At 38.0% G+C, this 22297-nt stretch carries 18 protein-coding genes and 1 pseudogene; 13 read left to right on the top strand and 6 right to left on the bottom strand.

Translation table 11 applies throughout. The features are described from left to right. Positions 1 to 245 precede the first annotated feature (245 nt). Positions 246 to 893, bottom strand: a complete 648-nt coding sequence (locus tag BHECKSOX2_RS02555) for a hypothetical protein (RefSeq protein ID WP_139682327.1) — start codon at positions 891 to 893, stop codon at positions 246 to 248. Positions 894 to 1088: 195 nt separating this feature from the next. Here BHECKSOX2_RS02555 and BHECKSOX2_RS02560 point away from each other — a divergent pair. Next, positions 1089 to 2120: pseudogene (locus BHECKSOX2_RS02560) on the top strand (IS5 family transposase). Between the two features lie 199 nt (positions 2121 to 2319). Here BHECKSOX2_RS02560 and metH read toward each other — a convergent pair. After that, entirely contained in the window at positions 2320 to 5973 is a 3654-nt protein-coding gene (metH, locus tag BHECKSOX2_RS02565) for a methionine synthase (RefSeq protein ID WP_139682328.1), read from the bottom strand. Between the two features lie 123 nt (positions 5974 to 6096). On the opposite strand from metH, the gene BHECKSOX2_RS02570 reads away from it, so the two are divergent. Together BHECKSOX2_RS02570 and BHECKSOX2_RS02575 are read left to right on the top strand one after the other, a co-directional pair. Continuing rightward, entirely contained in the window at positions 6097 to 6423 is a 327-nt protein-coding gene (locus BHECKSOX2_RS02570) for a hypothetical protein (RefSeq protein WP_139682329.1), read from the top strand. Between the two features lie 69 nt (positions 6424 to 6492). Continuing rightward, a complete protein-coding gene (locus BHECKSOX2_RS02575; RefSeq protein ID WP_237731725.1) occupies positions 6493 to 6942 on the top strand; it encodes an HIT family protein in 450 nt (149 codons plus the stop codon). A gap of 93 nt (positions 6943 to 7035) precedes the next feature. On the opposite strand, the gene ssb is transcribed toward BHECKSOX2_RS02575, so the two are convergent. From ssb to BHECKSOX2_RS02590, 3 genes are read right to left on the bottom strand one after another with little or no spacing between them, the layout of a single operon-like run. Continuing rightward, the gene (ssb, locus tag BHECKSOX2_RS02580) at positions 7036 to 7521 is read right to left on the bottom strand and encodes a single-stranded DNA-binding protein (RefSeq protein ID WP_090714774.1); all 486 of its coding nucleotides are present in this window, start codon (positions 7519 to 7521) and stop codon (positions 7036 to 7038) included. Between the two features lie 10 nt (positions 7522 to 7531). Further along, positions 7532 to 8695: an MFS transporter gene (locus BHECKSOX2_RS02585; protein ID WP_139682330.1), complete on the bottom strand. Its 1164-nt coding sequence runs from the start codon at positions 8693 to 8695 to the stop codon at positions 7532 to 7534. A 47-nt stretch (positions 8696 to 8742) separates the two neighbouring features. After that, complete coding sequence (locus BHECKSOX2_RS02590) at positions 8743 to 9510, bottom strand: outer membrane protein assembly factor BamD (protein WP_139682331.1); 768 nt, start codon at positions 9508 to 9510, stop codon at positions 8743 to 8745. Between the two features lie 150 nt (positions 9511 to 9660). On the opposite strand from BHECKSOX2_RS02590, the gene BHECKSOX2_RS02595 reads away from it, so the two are divergent. The 5 genes from BHECKSOX2_RS02595 to BHECKSOX2_RS02615 all read left to right on the top strand — a co-directional run bounded on the left by BHECKSOX2_RS02595 (position 9661) and on the right by BHECKSOX2_RS02615 (position 15264). Beyond that, positions 9661 to 11700 carry a RelA/SpoT family protein gene (locus BHECKSOX2_RS02595; protein WP_237731726.1) on the top strand — a complete coding sequence of 680 codons (2040 nt, stop codon included), beginning with the start codon at positions 9661 to 9663 and terminating at the stop codon, positions 11698 to 11700. 183 nt (positions 11701 to 11883) lie between these two features. Continuing rightward, entirely contained in the window at positions 11884 to 12078 is a 195-nt protein-coding gene (gene iscX, locus BHECKSOX2_RS02600; RefSeq protein WP_090714763.1) for a Fe-S cluster assembly protein IscX, read from the top strand. Between the two features lie 17 nt (positions 12079 to 12095). Continuing rightward, positions 12096 to 13367, top strand: a complete 1272-nt coding sequence (gene tolB / locus BHECKSOX2_RS02605) for a Tol-Pal system beta propeller repeat protein TolB (RefSeq protein ID WP_245391288.1) — start codon at positions 12096 to 12098, stop codon at positions 13365 to 13367. 16 nt (positions 13368 to 13383) lie between these two features. After that, positions 13384 to 13926: an OmpA family protein gene (locus tag BHECKSOX2_RS02610; protein WP_139682333.1), complete on the top strand. Its 543-nt coding sequence runs from the start codon at positions 13384 to 13386 to the stop codon at positions 13924 to 13926. A 21-nt stretch (positions 13927 to 13947) separates the two neighbouring features. After that, positions 13948 to 15264: an aminodeoxychorismate synthase component I gene (locus tag BHECKSOX2_RS02615; protein ID WP_139682334.1), complete on the top strand. Its 1317-nt coding sequence runs from the start codon at positions 13948 to 13950 to the stop codon at positions 15262 to 15264. Between the two features lie 77 nt (positions 15265 to 15341). Here BHECKSOX2_RS02615 and BHECKSOX2_RS02620 read toward each other — a convergent pair whose 3' ends face one another. Further along, complete coding sequence (locus BHECKSOX2_RS02620) at positions 15342 to 17216, bottom strand: NAD+ synthase (protein ID WP_139682335.1); 1875 nt, start codon at positions 17214 to 17216, stop codon at positions 15342 to 15344. 277 nt (positions 17217 to 17493) lie between these two features. Between BHECKSOX2_RS02620 and BHECKSOX2_RS02625 the strand changes: the two genes are divergently transcribed. The 5 genes from BHECKSOX2_RS02625 to BHECKSOX2_RS02645 all read left to right on the top strand — a co-directional run bounded on the left by BHECKSOX2_RS02625 (position 17494) and on the right by BHECKSOX2_RS02645 (position 22191). Next, positions 17494 to 18504 carry an amino acid ABC transporter substrate-binding protein gene (locus BHECKSOX2_RS02625; protein ID WP_139682336.1) on the top strand — a complete coding sequence of 337 codons (1011 nt, stop codon included), beginning with the start codon at positions 17494 to 17496 and terminating at the stop codon, positions 18502 to 18504. A 69-nt stretch (positions 18505 to 18573) separates the two neighbouring features. Beyond that, the gene (locus tag BHECKSOX2_RS02630; RefSeq protein ID WP_139682337.1) at positions 18574 to 19746 is read left to right on the top strand and encodes an amino acid ABC transporter permease; all 1173 of its coding nucleotides are present in this window, start codon (positions 18574 to 18576) and stop codon (positions 19744 to 19746) included. Between the two features lies 1 nt (position 19747). Further along, positions 19748 to 20845 carry an amino acid ABC transporter permease gene (locus BHECKSOX2_RS02635; protein ID WP_139682338.1) on the top strand — a complete coding sequence of 366 codons (1098 nt, stop codon included), beginning with the start codon at positions 19748 to 19750 and terminating at the stop codon, positions 20843 to 20845. A gap of 17 nt (positions 20846 to 20862) precedes the next feature. Then, positions 20863 to 21603 carry an amino acid ABC transporter ATP-binding protein gene (locus tag BHECKSOX2_RS02640; protein WP_090714743.1) on the top strand — a complete coding sequence of 247 codons (741 nt, stop codon included), beginning with the start codon at positions 20863 to 20865 and terminating at the stop codon, positions 21601 to 21603. A gap of 6 nt (positions 21604 to 21609) precedes the next feature. Beyond that, positions 21610 to 22191 carry a Fic family protein gene (locus BHECKSOX2_RS02645; RefSeq protein ID WP_245391289.1) on the top strand — a complete coding sequence of 194 codons (582 nt, stop codon included), beginning with the start codon at positions 21610 to 21612 and terminating at the stop codon, positions 22189 to 22191. Positions 22192 to 22297 lie beyond the last annotated feature (106 nt).

Raw genomic sequence — 22297 nt, forward strand, 5'->3', positions numbered from 1 at the left:
GATTTAGTTAACATTTTTTTAAGCAAAACGACCAAGAAATAAGAGGTATTTTAGCAAAAGTTGGTTGATTTGTCTAGGGTTATTGTTGGTTTTATTGTTATAAATCAATTTGTTGTGTGGTTTTTAAGGGTTGACTAAGTAAGTTACAAGCAATGGCTTTCAGATTGACTTCACTTTAACTATAATTTTAGAACCTGATATATTGTGATTTTGGAGATAGAAAACAATATAGTAAGGCTTGTCAACTATTTACGCAAAGACCTTCCAATAAGAATATTCCAAACAATAATGGAAATAAAAACATTCCATTCCACAATAGCATTTATATATTGAATATGGGTAGAATATTGAAATATAACTATGAATACAGGTAGCAACGAAAGGAAAAGCATACCTCGTGCCTTAGGTAGATGAAAGGAGGCAACAATTTGAAATATGATCAATGATAAAAATGCAATAACTGAAGTCAATAAATGCAAATCTGCAACATATTGAGGGTGAAGTTGATGACCATCTTTAAAGGCTTCCGAAAGAATAAAAGAGATGGGTAAAATAACAGACCCTAATATGACCAGTATGCGTCGAATATTTGGGTGTATATTGGGATTTATATTTTGCAAAAACTGAACAATAAAATACATAGACAGTCCCAATAATGGCGCAAGTGGCAATACCAATAGTCTATAAAAAAAACCTGAAAAAGGATAATCCCCTGCATGAGAAATAGTAACGCATCCAGATAAAGGAGGGAAGCACAAGATAGGATTTGGTACAGTTAATACATAAACTAAGTAAGAACCAAAAGCCCATATCAATAAAAATATACCCGTTATCACAATGGTTTGACTTGCTGAAATACAACCTATTTTGTAATTGTGCAACATATTTTGCATTCTATCAACGATAAAACATCTAATTATACTAAAAGAAATTTAGCACTTTTATCTAATAAGACTGTTGAATTTAAATAATTTTTTAAAAAAATGAGACCCCCACATTAACCCAATGAGACCTTTGCATAAATCAACCAAAAGCCACCAATCTGGTAAAATAACACCTATCTAAAATAACCCTAAAAACAACACCAAATGTCTTGGAAAAACACCCAACAATCCTCGCTTGCAGATGCCTTGGTTATTGAACACAAATCTCTATCAGAGCTTGACGATGTTCACAACATCATCAATTGGAATGAGATAGAGCAAACCCTCTCAAGCCTATACTCGTCAGTACCTGGTGCACCAGCTTACCCACCACTGATGATGTTTAAAATTCTTATCCTTCAGGCTTGGTACAACCTAAGTGATGAAGCCCTAGAAAAACAAATCGCCAGAGACTTAATGTTCAGGCGTTTTAGTTGACTTAAGCCTCTGTGAATCAGTGCCTGATCATTCAAGTATTTGGCGATTCAGACAACTGCTCAATACTGAGAATCTCCTAGAGCCTCTACTAGAACAAATCAACACGCATTTAGAGCAAAACTCTATTATTGTCGCCCTAGGCTCAATCAACATCATTGATGCTACCGTCATAGAAGCTAAACAATCCTGTAAGCGTAAAGGAAAAGACGACAATAACACCCAAGACCCTAAGGCTAGCTACAATGTTAAAACAGCTGCTGATGGCAAGCGCAAAACCACCTATGGTTACAAGATGCACGCTAACACCGATGAGGATGGTTTTGTTAAAAAGATGAGCTACACTCCTGGCAATGTTCACGACTCACAAGAATTTGACAAACTACTTGACACATACAAAACCAAGGACAAAATAAAGACTTGTGGGAAGTCTACGCCGATAGTGCTTATGCCAACAAAAAGAACAATGAAAAGATCGGCAAGCAAAACAACAAAGTCCTGCATAGAGCCTACAGAAACAAACCTTTAACCAAACAACAAAAACAAGATAATAAACAACGATCTAGCATTCGTTATGTGGTTGAGAGAACCTTTGGACTGCTCAAACTTCATCACGGCTTTGGCAAGGCAAGATACCTTGGACTGGCAAGAAACAAAGCCAGAGCACAGCTGATTGCTATGAGTCACAATCTTAAAACTGGGATGAATATTTTTAAAGAAATGCAGCGGTTAAAAAGGTTAAGGGGTTATTGCGTCCAATGAGTGGTAAAAGGATAAAAAGTAACAAAAAGCAAGAAAATAAATGCTAAAAGCGTAGATTTAAGGGGGGTTAGGTTTTATGAAAAAATGTGGAGAAATTTGGAAAATTTTTTTAAAAAAATGGATGAAAGCGAATTAGGGGTAGAAATTATGAATTATTCAAAGGTCTCTTTTAAACTAAATCAACACGCCAACACAAAAACTATTCCAAATTAGATGAGAGTAGTTTTTCCGCTTGTTCTAATGAAACACCTTTGCGCTTGGCGTAGTTTTCTAATTGCGCCTGATTGATTTTTGCCACACCAAAATATTTGGCATCAGGGTTAGCAAAATACCAGCCACTGACGCTAGCAGTGGGTAACATAGCATGCGAGCTAGTAAGGGTCATGCCGGTGTTTTTTTCTACATCAAGCAAATCCCAAAGTTTTTCTTTTTCGCTGTGCTCAGGGCAAGATGGATAGCCAGGGGCAGGGCGGATGCCATCAAACTTTTCTTGAATGAGTTGGTTGTTATCAAATGCCTCAGAACTATAACCCCAAAGCTCAGTGCGCAGTTTAAAGTGCATAAGCTCGGTAAAGGCTTCGGCTAGGCGATCAGCCACGGCTTTAATCATGATTGAGTTGTAATCATCATGGTCGGCTTCAAATGCGCTGATGAGTGGTTCAATATTAATGCCAGTGGTCACGGCAAAAGCACCCATATAATCCTGAATACCACTGTCTTTTGGAGCGATGAAGTCGCTTAAACAGGAGTTTGGGGTGTTGCCTTTTTTATCTAACTGTTGGCGTAGGTGATTAAGGGTCATGAATACTTCGTTGTTTTCATCATACAGCTCAATATCTTCATTGATACTATTGGCTGGGAAAATACCGATAACACCGTTGGCAGTGAGCAGTTTTCCATCAATCACTTTTTTAAATAAAGCTTTGGCATCATCAAACAGTGCGCTGGCGGATTCACCCACAACCTCATCTGTTAAGATATCGGGGAATTTACCAGCCAATTCCCAAGTGCGGAAAAACGGCACCCAGTCAATAAATTTAAAAATTTCAGCCAGGTCGTAGTCTTTAAAAATATGAATGCCTAATTTTTTAGGCTTAACAATAGCATTAAAAGAGATGTTAGGCTTGTTGGCTCTGGCTTTTTCTAAAGAAATGAGTTTACTTTTTCCTTTGTTAGCACGGCGTTGCCTGACAATTTCGTATTCTTGTTGGGTGTCAGCTAGTAATTTTGGCTTTAACTTCTCAGACAGTAGGCTTGAGGCCACACCAACAGACTTAGAGGCGTCTTGCACATAGAACACGCCATGATTGTATTCTGGCTCAATTTTCACGGCTGTATGTGCTTTAGAGGTGGTGGCACCGCCAATCATTAATGGTAACTCAAAGCCTTGGCGAGTCATTTCCTTAGCAACAAATACCATTTCATCAAGTGAGGGTGTGATGAGTCCAGAGAGGCCAATAATATCCACATTTTCTTTTCTGGCAGCCTCTAAAATAGTTTCAGTAGGCACCATCACGCCTAAATCAATAATCTCATAATTATTACAAGAAAGCACCACGCCAACAATGTTTTTGCCAATATCGTGCACATCACCCTTAACCGTTGCCATTAGGATTTTGCCTTGTGAGGTGGAGGCGCAATCTTCTTTTTCGGCTTCTAAAAATGGGTCTAGGTAGGCGACGGATTTTTTCATCACACGGGCGGACTTTACTACTTGTGGCAAAAACATTTTGCCTGCACCGAACAAATCACCGACGATATTCATGCCACTCATTAGTGGACCTTCAATGACAAGAATAGGGCGACCCAATTTATCAAAAGCTTCTTGAGTGTCTTTATCAATATATTTAGTAATACCTTTAACGAGCGCGTGTTCTAGGCGTTTTTCTACTGTCCATGTGCGCCATTCTAGGTCTTTTTTATTGTCTTTTTGCTCACCTGTAGTAGAAAACTTTGCGGCAATATCCACCAAGCGCTCGCCCGCTTGTTCGTCAGTATTAAGCACTACATCTTCAACGCATTTTTTGAGTTCTGGGTCAATATCATCATAAACCACTAACTGAGCTGCATTGACAATGCCCATTGTCATGCCAGCTTTTACTGCGTGATACAAAAATACGGAATGAATTGCCTCACGCACTGGATTGTTGCCCCTGAACGAAAACGATACATTAGAAACGCCACCCGATACCTTTGAATAGGGTAAGTTTTTTTTGATTTCACGCGTAGCTTCAATAAAATCAACGCCGTAGTTGTTGTGTTCTTCAATACCTGTGGCAATGGCAAAAATATTTGGGTCAAAAATAATGTCTTCTGGTGGAAAATTAACCTCATCAACTAAGATATGATAAGCATTGGTGCAAATCTCTATTTTGCGTGCTTGTGTGTCTGCCTGACCTGCTTCATCAAATGCCATCACGATAATAGCTGCACCATAACGCTTGCACAGATGTGCGTATTTAACAAAGTTTTCCTTACCTTCTTTGAGTGAGATAGAATTAACAATCGACTTACCTTGTATGCATTTAAGCCCTGCTTCGATAATATCCCACTTACTTGAATCCACCATTATTGGTACTTTGGAGATATCTGGCTCAGAAGCAATCAGGTTTATAAAACGAATCATGGCAGTCTTGCCATCAAGCATACCTTCATCCATATTAATATCAACCACTTGTGCGCCTTCTTCAACTTGCGTGCGACAAATATCAAGTGCCTCTTCATATTCTTCGTTAAGAATAAGGCGTTTAAATTTGGCTGAACCTGTAATATTAGCGCGCTCACCAATATTTACAAACAAAGAATCCTTACCAATATTAAAGGCTTCTAAACCTGATAATCGGCATTCCAGTAGTATCTCTGGGATTTTCCTAGGTGCCAAACCATCAATTGCATCAGCAATCGCTTTGATGTGCTCAGGGGTGGAGCCACAACAACCGCCTAAGATATTAATCAAACCTGACTCAGCCCATTCACCGACTTGCTTGCTCATTGTGCTAGCATCTAAGTCATACTCGCCGAATTCATTAGGTAGCCCAGCATTTGGGTGAGCTGAGACAAAGCAATCTGCCACGCGCGACATTTCAGCCACATATTGGCGTAATAAATCAGGGCCAAGTGCGCAATTAAGCCCAATAGAAATTGGGTTAGCGTGTCGTAGTGAATTATAGAAAGCTTCCGTCATTTGACCAGATAAGGTACGCCCTGAAGCATCTGTGATAGTGCCTGAAATCATAATCGGTAATTCAACATCATCATCTTCAAATACCTGTTGCACAGCGAAGATAGCTGCCTTAGCGTTGAGTGTGTCAAAGATGGTTTCAATTAGGATGATATCTGCACCACCTTCAATCAGTCCGCGTGTTGACTGCGAATAAACACCAACCAACTCATCAAAACTCACATTTCTAAAGCCTGGATCATTGACATCAGGTGAAAGCGAGCAAGTGCGTGAAGTAGGTCCGATAACACCGGCAACAAAGCGTGGTTTGTCATCTGTTGAAAACTCATTACAAGCCTGCTTGGCGAGTTTGGCACTTTCTACATTAATTTCATACGCCAAATCTTGCATTTCATAGTCAGCCATAGAAGTGCGTGAGGCGTTAAAAGTATTGGTTTCAATAATATCAGCACCAATTTCCAAATAAGAACGGTGAATATCTTGAATGATTTTTGGTTGTGTTAAAGAAAGTAGGTCGTTATTACCCTGAACAAAAATATGCCAATCCTTAAAACGCTCACCACGATAATCCTCTTCTGTGAGTTTGTACTTTTGAATCATCGTACCCATGGCACCATCTAGCACTAAGATTCGTTGTTGTAAAAGGGATTGTAGCAACTTTTGTGTACTCATTTTTAAGCATTATACCCAAAGGCAACTCTTACTAATAACACGCTTGGTTTTTAAAATAATCTTTAAAAAACATTAGTATGTTAAAATATGAGCACCGTTTAATTATCATAATGGAGAAGCAATATGAAAAAATTACTTACAATCGTCTTATTTACAGTATCACTAAGTGTAAATGCTTTTTGGGGCAATAACAACAGCCCTTGGAGTGGTGGTTATAACAACTACAATAATTATGGTTACCAGCAAGATAACGGTATTTTTGGTTACAACCCTTATGAGTTCTGGGAGCCTAGTTGGTATTTTGAAGAAATGAGTAATATGTTTGATGAGTTTGATAACAATGGTTGGAATAACAACAATAATGGCTATGGCTATGGTTACAATCCATACAACTCTTGGAATCAAGGCAACAATTACCGTTACAATAGTCCTGTGAGAAACACCAGATAAAGCTCACAAGAAAAGTTAATAAAAAAAAAGCCTGCTTTTGCGGGCTTCTTTATTGCTAAAAAATTGACGATGGGTAAAATAGCGCACTTTCAACTTAAATCTACACAAACCATGAGTAATGATTGTATTTTTTGCACATTAAGAGATGAGCGAGTCATTGGCGAATGTGATTACACAAAAACCTTTATTGATAGCTATCCAGCATCTCCAGGGCACACACTAATTGTACCTAAAAGGCATTTTGCAACCTATTTTGAAGCTACAGAAGAAGAATTGTTGGCCATTGGCAAGGCTGTGCAAAACGCTAAAGAAATCTTAGATGAGGAATTTTCACCCGATGGTTATAATATTGGTATTAATAACGCTCAGGCTGCAGGTCAAAGCGTGATGCATTTACATGTGCATTTAATTCCAAGGTATAAAGGGGATGTTGAAGACCCTAAAGGCGGTGTGCGCTGGATATTAAAGAATAAAGCCAACTACTGGGATGATAAAAAAAATAGGGTTAGAGAAAAATAATACCAAAACAAAAAAAAGCCCGCTTTAGCGGGCTTTTTTTAGTTTAAGAATGTTTACAAAATTTCATCAAGATTTGTAAATACTCTTTGGTGCCTAGAATGGAATGTCATCGTCAAAACCACCGTTGTCAACAGGTGTGATAGGATCAATAGCAACTTGAGCTTGTTGTTGTACAGGTGCAACAGAAGCGGGAGTGGCTTGCTGTGGTGCTGGCGCACCAGCACCTGCATTATCACGGCGGTCTAACATTTGCAAAGTACCATTAAAGCCTGATACAACAACTTCAGTCGTATAACGATCAGCACCTGATTGGTCTTGCCATTTACGCGTTTGTAATCTTCCTTCCACATAGACTTTAGAGCCTTTATCCAAGTATTGACCAGCAATTTCCGCTAATTTTCCGAATAAACTCACACGGTGCCACTCAGTCCTTTCCTGTTTTTGACCTGTATTTTTATCCGTCCAAGATTCACTTGTTGCCACTGATAAATTAGTCATTGCGTTACCAGTTGAGCCGTATTTTACTTCTGGTTTTGCACCTAAATTACCGACTAAAATTACTTTGTTAATACCTGCCATATCGTTTCTCCTATAAGGTTTTTTGTTGTTTCATGGTGAGCATAACACCCAGCCAAATTATTGCCATCAATGTGGTGAGTAAGAATACACTATTTAAATCATATATGTTGTAAATCCACCCGCCAAATACACCGCCAACGAACGCACCTAAAAACTGTGAAGTGGAGTACAACCCCATTGCTAAGCCACGCTTATCCTTTGTTGCAATTTTGGATATAAGTGAGGGTAACATTGCTTCCATCGCATTAAAGGCAATAAAAAACAGCGTTAGCAAAACCAAGAATGTGGTATAAGTTAATGTGGTTTGATAAAACAGGATTTGGCTAACAGCCATTATCGTAATCGCAGTAAGAATCATGATCTTATGTTTTTTAAATTTTTCAGCCAAGATAATGATTGGCAACATACCAACAAAAGATAACAGCATTACTGGTAAATAGATACTCCAATTGTCTTTCAAGTCAGTGGCAACAATGTTGTTTTCCACTAGCAACACTGGCATGACGATAAAAGTACAAGTAAGAATTAAGTGTAGCGTAAAGATACTAAAATCTAATTTAAGCAATTTAGCGGTTAATACTTGCTTAATGTTGGGTATGGACAGTGAGTATTGTGCATGTGGCTTAACATATGGCAATGTGGTAACGATTATCAATGCGACGATAGACAAGCCAGCAATTACCCAAAAAAGCCCTGAAATGCCTAAATTTATCGTGATTAGTGGTCCAATCAGTAGTGAAAGCATAAATGCCAGTCCAATTTGCATTCCTACAAAGGCATTTGCTTTAGAGCGTTGGTCTTCAGCAACAAAATCCGCCAAGAAAGCCATCAATACTGCAGAAATAGCACCACTACCTTGCAATGCTCTACCAATCACTACATGAATAATATCGGTAGAGTTGGCGGCCACCACGCTACCGATAAAGAAAAAAACCAATCCGACAACAAGTAATGGCTTACGACCAAACTGATCAGATAGATAACCAAATGGAATTTGTAACAGTGCTTGTGTTAAGCCGTAAATGCCAATTGCCAGGCCAATCAAATAAGGCGTAGTGTTCTCATATTGCACGGCATACACTGAGAATACCGGAAATATCATAAATAACCCAAATAGCCGAGTTGCCATAATGGATGAGATTTTAAGCGCAAAGAAGCGCTCTTGTTTAGTCATGCCAAATCCAACCTTAACTTAATCTAAATATATGAAAAGTACCCACATTAACCATCTAAAGTGTAATGTGGCTCATATAGGGGGTAGCTTTTCTTTAAGACACGGCGCGTATCTTTTGCTAACCTATCCATACCAACACTATCATAGTTGCGTGCCATCAAATGCAATGCCGCAGGGACTGACGGTGTATTTGGATATTTTTCAATAATGAATTTGGCACGGTTAATAGCGGCAATATTCGCCTCTCTTTTGGTGTAATAAATAGCAACGAACAACTCATGTCTAGCAAGAATATTTCTCAAAATAATTAGCCGTGTTTTTGCTTCTTCGGTGTATTCAGTGTTAGGGAATTTGTCAATTAAAGCCATGTAGTAGTTGAATGCATTGCGCACTGATTTCACATCACGCTGAGCGTTGTCAGTCAGGTAATTATCTAAGATAGAGCGAGATTTATCTTCTGAAATAACACCACGAAGGTAATAAGCATATGGCGTTGAAAAGTGCTCAGGATAAAGCTTAATATAGTCATTAAGGCGTAAAATTGCTGCATTATAATCTTCATTTTTATAAAGTCGGTAAGCAACCTCTAATTTAGACTGCAATGCATACTTAGAACCAGGGTAGGCGGCTTGTAGTTGTTCAAATAATTCAATAGATTCTTCTGTTGAGTCGGAATTTTTTGCTTGTTGAAAAAAAGTTTTAGGCGACCAACCCTTTGTAATAGATTCTCTTTTTTCCTTATCACTCCAAAAGCAACCGCTAAGTGACAAGGTTGATAGTGATAGTATTATAGTTAGTTTGATTGTATTTTTCATTATTTTAAAGATAGTTATTTATGAATATGCGCAAGTATTATACTGTGACACTTGTATTATAATACGCAATATCAACTTGATAATATTCAAATGCCTTTATCCGAACAAAGAATTCTAATTAGTGACCTATGTAAGGTGTTAGATACCTATATGTCAAAAGAACAGGTTGAAGGTGTTTATAAGGCTTATATACTAGCAGCAACAGCGCACGACGGACAGTATCGTAAATCAGGCGAGGCCTATGTGTTCCACCCAATTAGTGTGGCAATGATTTTAGCAAAATTAAAATTGGATTATCATTGCATTGTTGCAGCGTTACTGCACGATTGTATTGAAGACACCACACTTACACGAGAAGACATTGTCCGAGATTTTAATGAAGAAGTGGCACATATCGTAGACGGAGTTTCAAAATTAACGGGTTTAGAATTTCGCTCAAATATTGAACAACAAGCACAAAACTTTAGAAAGTTGTTTTTGGCAATGGCTACAGATATGCGAGTCATGATGATTAAACTTGCTGATCGCCTACACAATATGCGTACACTACAATCAATGACGCGTGAGAAGCAACAAAGAATTGCCAAAGAAACCACTGAAATTCACGCGCCAATCGCACGCCGTTTAGGCTTAAATAATATCAACAAAGAGTTGGAAGAATTGTGTTTTGAGTATGCTCATCCTTATCGCTATCAGGTATTAAATCATAAAATTAACAAACGCTACGGCAATTTAAAAGCCATTATTGAAAAAATTCAAGATGAGATTAAATTTCGCTTAGGACAAGAAGGATTGGCTAATATTAAAACCAGTGGGCGCAGGAAAACAACATCTAGCATCTATAAGAAGATGAAAGGCTGTCATCTTAAATTCTCTGGAGTACTTGACATGTACGCATTTAGGGTAGTTGTAGGCGATATGGCTCAGTGTTACCAAGCATTGGGTATTATTCACAATCTATACAAACCTGTACCTGGTAAATTTAAAGATTATATTGCCCTGCCAAAGACTAATGGCTATCAGTCCCTACACACAGTATTATTTGGACCAAGTAAAGTTTATATTGAAGTACAAATTCGTACAAAAGAGATGCACTTTATCTCTGAATATGGTATTGCAGCGCATTGGCATTACAAGAGCAAAAGTGTTAATACTTCAGCATTGGCTGGCAATTGGATAGCTTCATTATTAGATATTCAGAAAAATTCAGACACTTCCATTGAATTTTTGGAGGGTGCTAAAACTGATTTATCCCCCTCAGAGGTATTTGTTTTCACACCTAAAGGTCAAATTATCCAGTTACCCTATAAGTCCACAGTGCTAGATTTTGCTTATGCTATTCACACCAATGTTGGTAATAGAACACTTGGGGCTCAGGTCAACCAAACGAATGTTGGGCTTGACGCTGAACTAAAATCAGGACAAACGATTGAAATTATTACCGATGAAAATGCTAGACCACGCCCATCTTGGTTAAAAATTGTAGCTACAACGAAGGCAAAAACTTCAATTAAAGACAATTTACAAGAAGAATCAGCCTCTAAATTAATACGACTGGGTGAACATTTATTAACCAACGCCTTAGATTATCAAGGTGATGGTACGCCTATTAGTAAAGAAAAATGGCAGGCTTGTTTACAAAACTTAAAGTGCAACTCTAAACAAGATTTGTATATGAAAATTGCTTTATCAGAAATTTTAGTGTCTTTTGTGCTTAACAAAATTCAAGGTAAAGAGGGTGATGAGCCAAATAACCGTGTTAGCATCAAGAGCACCAAAGATAACTCTATCAGCTGTGCGCGTTGTTGTTATCCAATCCCAGGTGACAAAGTGGCTGGCATATTGACCAATAGTAAAGGGTTGGTGCTGCATAGGTTTGATTGTGGCAATCTACTTCGTGCCAAGCAAAAAAATGAACAATGGTTAGAAGTAGACTGGCAGGCGGATGACGATGAAGAATTTGAAGTACTAATTCGCATACAAAACGAAAACCGTCGTGGCATGTTAGCCTCTATTGCCAGTGCTATTGCCAAGGCCAATGTTAATATTGAGAACTTAGAAGTAGAAGAGAATAATGGCTCAATGAGGGCGTTAAAATTATTGATTAGCGTATCGGGTCTTTCACAATTAGACGAAGCCATATGCGCTATTAAAAGTCTAAAATTTGTATATTCAGTGAGTAGAGATTAGTAGATAAAGTAGGAATAATAATCATAAACCCACTTTTCACCCACTTGACGATTTTTTAAACCCAGTCTTGGTCCTGCTAGGATAAGGTTTAAAAAAGTTAAATTTTCTAATCATTCATATTTTATGCAAAGGCCCCATGGTTTGGATTAAAATTAACTATTATTAGATTTAAGGAGAAACTTTATGATTTGGACTGATTCCCTAGATATTGCTATCGCATTAGACGAGGCACACTCTGAAATTGACCCCACTATAATTAATTTTGTAGATTTAAGACAGATGGTGATTAACTTAGAAGAATTTGACGATGACAAGGATAAATCGGGTGAGAAAATCTTAGAAGCCATTCAGATGCACTGGATTGAAGAAAAAGAATGAAATTAAGCAAGTGGTTAATGCTAATTTTAATATTTGCTATTGGCAATACACATGCAGTATTAAAGGTAACTGTCATTAAAAAAGACGAAAACGCTTTTCCAATTGCCATTAGTCCATTCAAACTGATTGGCAATAAGTCTAAAGACAAAGATATCTCCAAAATTATTCACGACAATTTAGAGCGTTCAGGGCGTTTTGATGCGCTTATTCCCATCGCCGTTGTGGATAAAATTAATACAAAATACTGGAAAGAAAAAAACATAGAGGCACTTGTTACTGGCAGTATTGTGCAGGAAAGTGATGATATTTATCGACTTTCTGTCAATTTATTTGATATTTATAGTGATACACAGTTGTTTACTCGCTCAACGCGAGTCCATGTTAGTGGCTTTAGAAAAGCAGCACACCAACTCAGTGATTATATTTACGAGGCGTTATTGGGTGAAAACGGCTCATTTAACACGCTATTAACCTATATCACAGTAAAAGAAAATGCAAAAGGAATAAAGCAATACAGTCTTAATATTTCTGACTCTGATGCAATGAATGCCAAAAGTCGCATCAGATTAGACAGCCCGATCCTTTCTCCAGTTTGGTCGCCAGAGCATAAATATAAAAACAAGAAAATCGCCTATGTTTCCTTTCAAAATGGGCGTTCAGAAGTGTTTATTTGGCATCCATTCTTGCGTAAAAAGATTAAAAAACTACCTCGTTTTGATGGTATTGCCTCATCACCCAGTTGGCACCCAAATGGCAAAAGCCTTGTGTTAACCCTATCTAAAAAAGGCAACAAAGATATTTATTCTTATGATTTAACCAATAACAAGTTAAGTCGATTAACGCAACATAAGGACATTGATACCGAGGCAAGTTATTCCCCTGATGGGAAAAATCTTGTGTTTACCTCTAATCGCTCTGGTCAAGCACAGATTTACATTAAAAACTTAAAAAGCGGGCATATTAATCGTGCTACATTCACGGGACGCTATAATGCAAAGGCTGTATTTTCCCCAAATGGCAAGCATTTGGCTTTGGTACACCGTGTTGATAATGATTACCGTATTGCAATGTTAAACATTGAAAGCCAAGAATTAAGTATGATGAGCGATGGAACATTAGATGAGTCGCCGTATTTTTCACCAAACGGTGATATGATTATCTTTTCCAGTCGTCGTAATGGAAAAGGTTTGTTATCAGTGGTATCCGTGGAAGGCAATCGCTCCTATGAATTGTCTGCACATGATGCAGAAGTAAGAGCACCGAATTGGTCAAGTAGTTTAGAAAATTAATAAAAAGGAGACAACAATGAAAACGAAAATTATAGCAATATTACCACTTATAGCCCTATTAAGTGCTTGCTCAATAACAGGTAATTCAAAAGAAAAATCTAACAAAGTTGTTATTGAAGACAGAGGTACGGGTGAGGTTGATGCGATTGCGTATGAACAAGGGACTTTTGAGTGGAATGGTAACGAGCAAGTTGCAAATACCGATGCGATGCCAAAAGAAGAAAGAGAAAACGCGGTTGCAGCACTAAAAGCCAATGGTGGCAAGCTTGTGTTATATTTTGATTACGATACTGCTGTTATCAACCCAGAAGCCAATCAAGAAATCATGCAACATATTGCCTTTATGCAGAATAACCCAAAAATTAGATTGCGCCTAGAAGGGCACGCAGACGAGCGTGGCACGCGTGAATACAACTTGGCTTTAGGTGAAAATCGTGCTTTAAGCGTTAAGCAAATATTGGACTTTGACAATAGGATTGAAGTGGTGAGTTATGGCGAAGAAAAGCTACAGAGTAGTGAACATGATAAAAATCGTCGTGTTGAGTTTATCTACAAATAGAGACACACCTATAACTTAGCAGTGAAGTCTTTAGAAATACCCAAAGTAGCTTTAGACGCCTTATGTCATCTAAATTCTGAGCGTTATCCTTTTCTATTAGAAAGCGTTAATCACAATCAGAACAATCGTTATTCGATTTTATTTGCTTACCCTAGTGAGCAAATTATTTTAAATAGTTTAGATGATTTTGATTTCCTTTCTGAATTGGAATCAAAGACTAACATGCCTACTGTAAACAGTGATCTACCTTTTACAGGGGGTTGGTTCGTCTATTTATCGTATGAATTGATTGGACAGATTGAGCCAATATTAAGAAATGATTTGCTACCAAGCAGCCAAGCAGTAGCGATTGCCGTTAAAATACCCACAGCAATTGTAGTTGATCATCTACATAAAAAAACCTATCTCTTAGACCAGTTTGACAACCAACAGCGCATAGGTCAAGTACTATCAGATATAGCACAATTGCAAGATATTCCAACGACATCTATCCAGGGGGAGTTATCTTGGGAAAAAGAGGCTAAGTTTACCAAGGGTGTTAAGCGTAGTCGTGACTATATTGTTGCAGGCGATGTGTTTCAAGTGAACCTATCACGCCAGTGGCAATACAAACTCACAAGCGATATTAAGTCAACACAAGTGTATCAAGCGTTAAAACACTCCAATCCAGCGCCTTTTGCTGCTTTAGCAAACTTTGAGAACTTTAGCATTATTTCCTCCTCCCCTGAGCGTCTATTTAGCGTTGATGGCTCTCAAATAGAGACTCGGCCGATCGCTGGCACACATCCACGCGGTAGTGGTGAGGAAGATGAACTCCTTAAACAGCAATTAGTGAATCACCCTAAAGAACAAGCAGAGCATATTATGTTGCTTGATTTAGAGCGTAATGACTTAGGCAGAGTGTGTGAGTATGGTTCGCTCAATGTCAACGAAGTGATGGGGTTGGAAACTTATCCTTTCGTGCATCATATTGTTTCCAACATCAAGGGCAAACTCAAGCAGGGCATTACCATTAAAGACATAATCAGCGCTTTATTTCCTGGTGGCACTATTACTGGCTGCCCAAAAGTGCGTTGTATGCAGATTATCGCTGAATTAGAGCAAATGCCACGCCAAGCTTATACGGGTTCATTGGGTTATATTAGCAGTAACGGTAAAATGGATTTTAATATTCTAATCCGAACTATCAGCAAGCAAGATAAGATTTTAACCTTTAGAGCAGGTGCTGGTATTGTATTTGATTCTATTGCCCAGTGTGAATTAGAAGAAACTAAGTATAAAGCCAAAGGTGTGCTTAAAATATTCCCTAAAGATAAGCAGAGAAAAGCTTACGGATAAAATTAACAAGAATTATTTGCTTAATATCTTTCTAATGATTTTGACAATACCAATACATAGGATAAATTTTTATTCAATCAAGCTTGAAACTTAGAGGTTATCGGATAACGGCGCTCTTTGCCAAAGGCATTTTGGCTGATTTTCGGCCCTGGGGCACTTTGTCGGCGTTTGTATTCATTGTTAAACACCATTTTAGCAACTCGTTTTACAGTATTTTCATCATGCCCTTGCTGCACAATATACTCAACAGAATATTTTTTCTCAATAAATAATTCCAAAATAGCATCAAGTTCGTCGTATTCAGGCAATGAGTCCTGATCGACTTGATTGGGTGCTAGTTCTGCTGATGGCGCACGGTCTATTACGCGACCAGGGATGATATAGTTAATGGTGTTACGGTATTTAGCCAAACGATATACCATGGTTTTAGCGATATCTTTAAGAGGCGCAAAGCCACCTGACATATCGCCATACAGTGTAGCGTAACCAACCGCCATCTCAGATTTATTACTTGTGGTAAGTAATATTTTGCCAGATTTGTTAGATATTGCCATTAGTAGGGTGCCACGAATGCGTGCTTGTAGGTTTTCTTCGGTGGCATCAGCTTGCAAGCCTACAAATAAAGGGGCGAGTTGCATATTGAAACTACTCATCATTGGAAAAATATTCACTTCGTGATAATCAACATCCATACTACTGGCTTGTGCTTTGGCGTCTTCTATACTCATGGCAGAAGTGTATTCATAAGGCATCATAACAGCTTGAACATTCTCACTACCCAGCGCATCAACAGCAATTGCCAGTGTCAAGGCAGAGTCAATGCCACCTGATAAACCAATGAGCGCACCATTAAATACGCCATTCTTTTGCACATAGTCTTTAGTGGCTAGCACCAAGGCGTCATAAATAGTCTTTTCTATTGATTCTATGCTACTTGCCATAATAGATGCATCCAGAGTCTGTGTTGTTGCTTGAAAGAAGGGTAGTTGGTGAGTTACTTCACCCTTGTTGTTCATTGCAAACGAACCACCATCAAATATCAATTCATCTTGTCCGCCAACTGCATTGACATAAATAAAGTCTATTTGGTTTTCTAGAACGCGCTGGCGAACAACTTGTAAACGCTGATTATGCTTATCCACTTGAAAAGGGGAAGCGTTAATACTAATAATGGTTTGTGCGCCTTGATTAACTGCATTACTAACAGGTGTCTCGTCCCAAGCATCTTCGCAAACCACGACACCAATGCGTTGTCTTTGACATTCAAACACCAGTGGCGTTTGGCCAGAGGCAAAGTAGCGTTTTTCATCAAATACGCCGTAATTTGGCAAATATTGCTTGTGGTAGCTACGAACTTTACCATGCTGTATTAAGATAGCACTATTGTATAAGCATTCGTCAATGCGAGTAGGAGAGCCAAATATAACACTCATGGCTTCGGGTAATTGTTTGCGTATACGCTCAATTTCGGTTTCTACCTGAGTGATAAATCCCTCGCGTAAGAGTAGATCTTCTGGCGGATAACCACAGAGTGCTAATTCTGGAAAAACCAGTAAATGCACACCTGATTCAAAGGTTTTACGCGACAAATCAATAATTTGTTCAGCGTTATTACTTAAGTCACCAACAATAGGGTTAATTTGCGCGATTTCTATTTTTAGAGATTCTGAGCCATCTTTAAGGTTTTCTAGCTGTTCTTGCCAAAATTTAACCTTCATTTCATTATTGCTGATTTTTGCCTGTTCAAGCTTGGTGTTCGCCACCACTTCGGCAGGGTTAATACCCAAAATGCCTGCAAACAGCCAAGCATGGGTTTCTGATAGCGCTAGTTTTCCTGATTTATATTTACTTAAATTTGATTGATTGATATCGTATTCTTTCGCTATCTTATAGTCTGTAAACCCAGTCTTATGACGGACTTTAGCGAGATAGTCTTTAGTTTTTATTGGCATAATATTTAGTTGTATTTTTTAACTATTGTTAGGCATTATAGTTAAGTTTTACCTCCCATAAAAAGAGATTATTTAGTTAAAAATTACCAGTAGTGGTAAAATATGCATAATTAATTCATAAGTTATTGATATTAAATTAAATTTTATTAATTTATGGCAATAGTATAAAAATGATAAGCCACACCTTAAACAAGGTTTTTTCAGCAATTTGATTCGCATAGCAAAGCGAATTTATGTATACTTTTAAGTTGCTTAATTAATCAATAAATTAAATAGTATGAATACAACATCAAAAAATATTATTCTGTCACTGTTAGTACTTACTAGTGGGCTCTATGCCCAAGCAGACACATTAGGCGATGTTCAAGCCAAAGGTAGCCTAAGTTGTGGTGTATCTTCTGGCTTGGTCGGTTTCTCATCCACAGACTCTGTGGGCAGGTGGAAAGGTCTTGATGTTGATGTATGTCGCGCTGTAGCAGCGGCTACTTTAGGTGATGCAAATAAGGTCAAATTTGTACCATTGACTGCAAAAGAACGCTTTACTGCACTACAATCGGGTGAGATTGACCTACTTGTCAGAAATACCACTTGGACAACCACGCGTGATACCTCATTAGGGTTTAACTTTGCAGGTGTTAATTACTATGATGGTCAAGGTTTTATGGTTAAAAAATCACTGGGGGTTACTAGCGCTAAAGAGTTAGATGGTGCTACTTTTTGCTTGCAGGCAGGCACAACTACTGAATTAACGTTAGCAGATTACTTTATATCAAACGGAATGAGTTACAAATCATCGCCGTCCGATACCTCAGCACAATCCAAGAAAGGTTTTGCAACAGGGCGTTGTGATGCATTAACCTCAGACCAATCGCAGTTATACGCCTTAAAAACCACACTTAAAGACCCGTCGTCTGCTATTATTTTGAAAGATATTATCTCTAAAGAACCGCTCGGTCCTGTGGTGCGTCAAGGCGATGACAAATGGTTTAACATTGTCAAATGGTCGTTAAACACAATGATTGCCGCTGAAGAGTTCGGTATTAATTCAAATAATGTAAATACCAAGTTTAAAAACCCTGAGGCTTTGCGCCTGTTAGGGCGTTCTGGTAATCTACACAAGCACTTGGGCCTGAACAAGAAATGGGCTTTTAATATCATCTCTCAAGTGGGTAATTATGCACAAAGTTTTGATAGAAATATCGGTAAAGACACGCCTTTAAAAATCTCTAGAGGGCTTAATGCACTTTGGCGTGATGGTGGTATTTTATATTCACCACCGTTTAGATAAACCAACAACCAGCCTTAAAAGGCAGTCACTCGTTCAGGACTGCCTTTTTTATTATAAATCTATATCTATATGGGAAAAATTAAGTCACCTCTTTCATTTCTTTACAATAACCAGATAAGGGCTTTTTTATTTCAAGTTATTACCTTAGTGGCTATTGTATATTTCTTTTACAACGCAGCTGACAATCTCCTTAGCAACATTGAAAGTCGAGGCATACACACTGGGTTTGACTTCTTGGGAGTGGAGTCGGGCTTTGATATTGCCGAACATTTAATAGATTATTCTTCAACCTCTAGTAACCTTAGAGTTTTCTATGTTGGGCTAATAAACACCATTGTCGTATCCGTAGTTAGCATTATCTTTGCAAGTATTATTGGATTGGTCGTTGGCATTGCGAGATTATCCAACAACTGGTTGATTGCTAAACTAGCAGGGGGCTATATTGAATTGTTTAGAAATATTCCTATTCTATTGCAGATTTTATTTTGGTACAACCTTGCACTGGTAAGTTTTCCATCCCCTAAGCAGAGTTTTGAGTTATTTGACTCTGTGTTTGTTAATCTACGCGGTATTTACCTACCAAAACCAATTGCAACGGAAGGCTTTGTCTGGGTGTTTGTTGCTTTAGTAGTGGGCATTGTGTTAAGAGTGCTGGTTAAACGCCACTTTAATAAAGCACATGACAAATCAGGGGTCAAAACCAATACTTTGGCTTATTCCTTGTTGTTATTGCTTGTTTTACCTATGATGGTGTACTTTGCGCTAGGTTCACCAATGGCCTTTGACTATCCAACGCTAAAAGGTTTTAATTTTAAAGGTGGCATGAGTTTATCGCCAGAATTCCTGTCTTTAGCCTTTGCTTTAAGTGTTTATACCGCTACCTATATCGCTGAAGCTATTCGTTCTGGCATTGAATCAGTATCTAAAGGACAAAAGGAGGCGGCATTGGCAATGGGCTTAACGCAAAGACAATCATTGAAGCTGGTAGTACTGCCACAAGCACTTAAAGTAGCTATTCCGCCGATTATTAACCAATATCTTAATCTGACTAAGAATTCATCATTAGCGGCTGCTATCGGCTATTCTGAGATTGTCAGTGTATTTGCAGGCACAGTACTTAATCAAGTAGGGCAAGCACTTGAGATTATTTTTATGACGATGATGGTTTATCTAACCATATCTTTGGTGGTTTCCTTGGTTTTGAATATTGTAAACCACAAAATGAGTATTAACGAGCGATAGTATGGCTGTATTCAAACAACAAGCATCAAAAAAGGTGCCAAATTTAAAAATAGGCGTGATTCGCTGGCTAAGGGAAAATCTATTCTCTAACGCTGTTAATAGCGTTTTAACTTTACTGGCACTGTATCTCATTTATTTAATCGTGCCAACCGTGGCCAATTGGGCATTGTTTGATGCAACTTTTGCACCAGTCACTAACGAGCAATGCGGTAGAGAAGGCGCTTGTTGGCGTTATATTATTGAAAAACTTGATTTATTTATTTATGGTTTTTACCCACCAGAAGCCTATTGGCGTCCGCAGTGGGTAGTGATATTGGCACTGACCTTTGTTTGGATTGCCAAGTCGCTAAAGCAACACAAATACAAGACAAAAATTGTCACAGCCCTAATCATAATTTACCCGATAATAGCGTCATTTCTACTATATGGGGGACTAAGCTTAGAAATTATAGAAACGCATAAATGGGGTGGTTTAATGTTAACCATCGTTGCAGCAACAGTGGGTATTGTTGCCTCATTCCCAATGGGTGTGTTACTAGCATTAGGACGCCAATCAAAGATGCCTATTATTAGGTTCTTATCGGTGGTGTATATTGAGTTTATCCGTGGTGTACCACTGATTACCATCTTATTTATGGCATCCGTTGTTTTGCCACTATTTTTTAACGAAGGCATGGATATGGACAAGTTGCTACGCGCTTTAATCGGCATTATTCTATTTCAATCAGTCTATATTGCTGAGGTTATCCGTGGTGGCTTGCAAGCCATTCCTAAGGGGCAATACGAAGCAGCAGATGCTATAGGCTTGAGTTTTGTGCAGAAAACTGGGTTAATTATCTTGCCACAAGCGCTAAAGATATCCATTCCAAACATTGTTGGATCGTTTATCGCATTATTTAAAGATACAACCTTGCTATTGATTATTGGTTTGTTTGATATTTTGTCTATGGTGCATCTGACCAGTAGCGATGAAAACTGGCTCGGTAGAAGCACCGAAGGTTATGTCTTTGTTATGGTTGTCATGTGGATTATCTTGTATTCAATGAGCCGTTATTCAAAGGTGTTAGAGCTTAGATATAGCACAGATCACAGAAACTAAAAGGCAGGTATAGAGTTATGAGTACAAATATTATTAAAATTAACAGCTTGAATAAGTGGTACGGCGAGTTTCACGCACTTAAGAATATTAATTTTAAGGTTAAAGAAAGCGAAATTGTCGTTATTTGTGGACCATCAGGCAGTGGTAAATCCACATTGATACGCTGCGTTAACTTTCTAGAAAAGTTTCAAGAAGGCTCTATTACCGTTGATGGCACTGTGCTTAGTGATGATATAAAAAAGATTAGACAGATTAGGTCAGAGGTCTCCATGGTGTTTCAGCACTTTAACCTTTTTCCACATCTTAGTATTATTGATAATTTGACTTTAGCGCCAATCTGGGTACACAATAAAAGCAAACAAGTGGCAAGGAATAAAGCCTTGCAGTTACTTGATAGAGTTGGCATTAGGGACCAAGCTGAGAAGTACCCAAATCAACTGAGTGGTGGACAACAACAGCGGGTTGCAATTGCGAGAGCATTATGCACTTCGCCAAAGATTATGTTGTTTGATGAGCCGACTTCTGCACTTGATCCTGAAATGATTGCAGAAGTGCTTGATGTTATGGTGGAGTTAGCCAAAGAAGGCATTACTATGCTATGTGTGACACATGAAATGGGTTTTGCTAAGAAGGTTGCAGACCGTGTTATCTTTATGGATGAAGGGCAAATTATTGAAGAAAACCACCCAAAAGCCTTCTTTGACAAACCTGAATCTGAACGCCTACAACTGTTTTTAAAGCAAATACTAAGTGAGTAAAGTGTTATGAGGTGGCTTAAAGGCAAAAAACCCCCTGTAAATAAAGCTAAAAACGACCTTAATGGCGATTTATTTGGTTTTGACGACACTCAAAGCGAGGGGTTGAATAACAAGACACGGAAAAATAAAGCATTAGAATCCTTGAAAGCTATTAAAGCAAAAAACAAACAGTTAAAAACCACCAAAGAACAAGTCAAGAATCTAAAAGAACTAAGTGAATCTGCCAAAGATTTTAAGCGCAACAATATCAACAAAACTGGCAAGACACAAGAATACTTTAATTTTTCAAAAAACATTGATATATCAGTAATAAAAACAAGTAATGGGACTAAGAAGGGACTAAGTAAAAATAACAAAGAAATCACCCAAGAACAAATCAAAATTTTAAAGAATTGCAAGTCAGAAAACACAGCCTCAGAATTAAGAAAAATTTCAAAAAGAACCAACAAATCAAAATTCAAAGAAAATGTTTTAGATCCATTAATTCATTTCGGTTTTTTTGAGTTGACTGTTCCAAATTCACCAAGGAGCCCAAATCAAAAATATCGTCTTACAGGAAAATTTGTTCGCAAAATTCAAAAAAATTAGTGCTTTCCGTCCTTTTTTTGAAGAAAACTCTAAATTTACGATTTAAGGTATTTTTTTATAAAAGTTAAGTCAGTAGTTGACTAAGGCAATAATCGTTGCAATAAAT

This window comes from thiotrophic endosymbiont of Bathymodiolus puteoserpentis (Logatchev) (assembly GCF_900127505.1).
Classification (GTDB): Bacteria; Pseudomonadota; Gammaproteobacteria; order PS1; family Pseudothioglobaceae; genus Thiodubiliella.

Bases quoted from the DNA above. Each gene is read 5' to 3' on its own strand.
- BHECKSOX2_RS02635 (WP_139682338.1), top strand. From the start codon at position 19,748: ATGGCTGTATTCAAACAACAAGCATCAAAAAAGGTGCCAAATTTAAAA.
- iscX (WP_090714763.1), top strand. From the start codon at position 11,884: ATGATTTGGACTGATTCCCTAGATATTGCTATCGCATTAGACGAGGCA.
- BHECKSOX2_RS02590 (WP_139682331.1), bottom strand. From the start codon at position 9,510: ATGAAAAATACAATCAAACTAACTATAATACTATCACTATCAACCTTG.
- BHECKSOX2_RS02630 (WP_139682337.1), top strand. From the start codon at position 18,574: ATGGGAAAAATTAAGTCACCTCTTTCATTTCTTTACAATAACCAGATA.
- BHECKSOX2_RS02625 (WP_139682336.1), top strand. From the start codon at position 17,494: ATGAATACAACATCAAAAAATATTATTCTGTCACTGTTAGTACTTACT.
- BHECKSOX2_RS02555 (WP_139682327.1), bottom strand. From the start codon at position 893: ATGCAAAATATGTTGCACAATTACAAAATAGGTTGTATTTCAGCAAGT.
- BHECKSOX2_RS02575 (WP_237731725.1), top strand. From the start codon at position 6,493: ATGGGTAAAATAGCGCACTTTCAACTTAAATCTACACAAACCATGAGT.
- metH (WP_139682328.1), bottom strand. From the start codon at position 5,973: ATGAGTACACAAAAGTTGCTACAATCCCTTTTACAACAACGAATCTTA.
- BHECKSOX2_RS02610 (WP_139682333.1), top strand. From the start codon at position 13,384: ATGAAAACGAAAATTATAGCAATATTACCACTTATAGCCCTATTAAGT.
- BHECKSOX2_RS02640 (WP_090714743.1), top strand. From the start codon at position 20,863: ATGAGTACAAATATTATTAAAATTAACAGCTTGAATAAGTGGTACGGC.
- ssb (WP_090714774.1), bottom strand. From the start codon at position 7,521: ATGGCAGGTATTAACAAAGTAATTTTAGTCGGTAATTTAGGTGCAAAA.
- BHECKSOX2_RS02645 (WP_245391289.1), top strand. From the start codon at position 21,610: ATGAGGTGGCTTAAAGGCAAAAAACCCCCTGTAAATAAAGCTAAAAAC.
- BHECKSOX2_RS02570 (WP_139682329.1), top strand. From the start codon at position 6,097: ATGAAAAAATTACTTACAATCGTCTTATTTACAGTATCACTAAGTGTA.
- BHECKSOX2_RS02585 (WP_139682330.1), bottom strand. From the start codon at position 8,695: ATGACTAAACAAGAGCGCTTCTTTGCGCTTAAAATCTCATCCATTATG.
- tolB (WP_245391288.1), top strand. From the start codon at position 12,096: ATGCTAATTTTAATATTTGCTATTGGCAATACACATGCAGTATTAAAG.
- BHECKSOX2_RS02620 (WP_139682335.1), bottom strand. From the start codon at position 17,216: ATGCCAATAAAAACTAAAGACTATCTCGCTAAAGTCCGTCATAAGACT.
- BHECKSOX2_RS02595 (WP_237731726.1), top strand. From the start codon at position 9,661: ATGTCAAAAGAACAGGTTGAAGGTGTTTATAAGGCTTATATACTAGCA.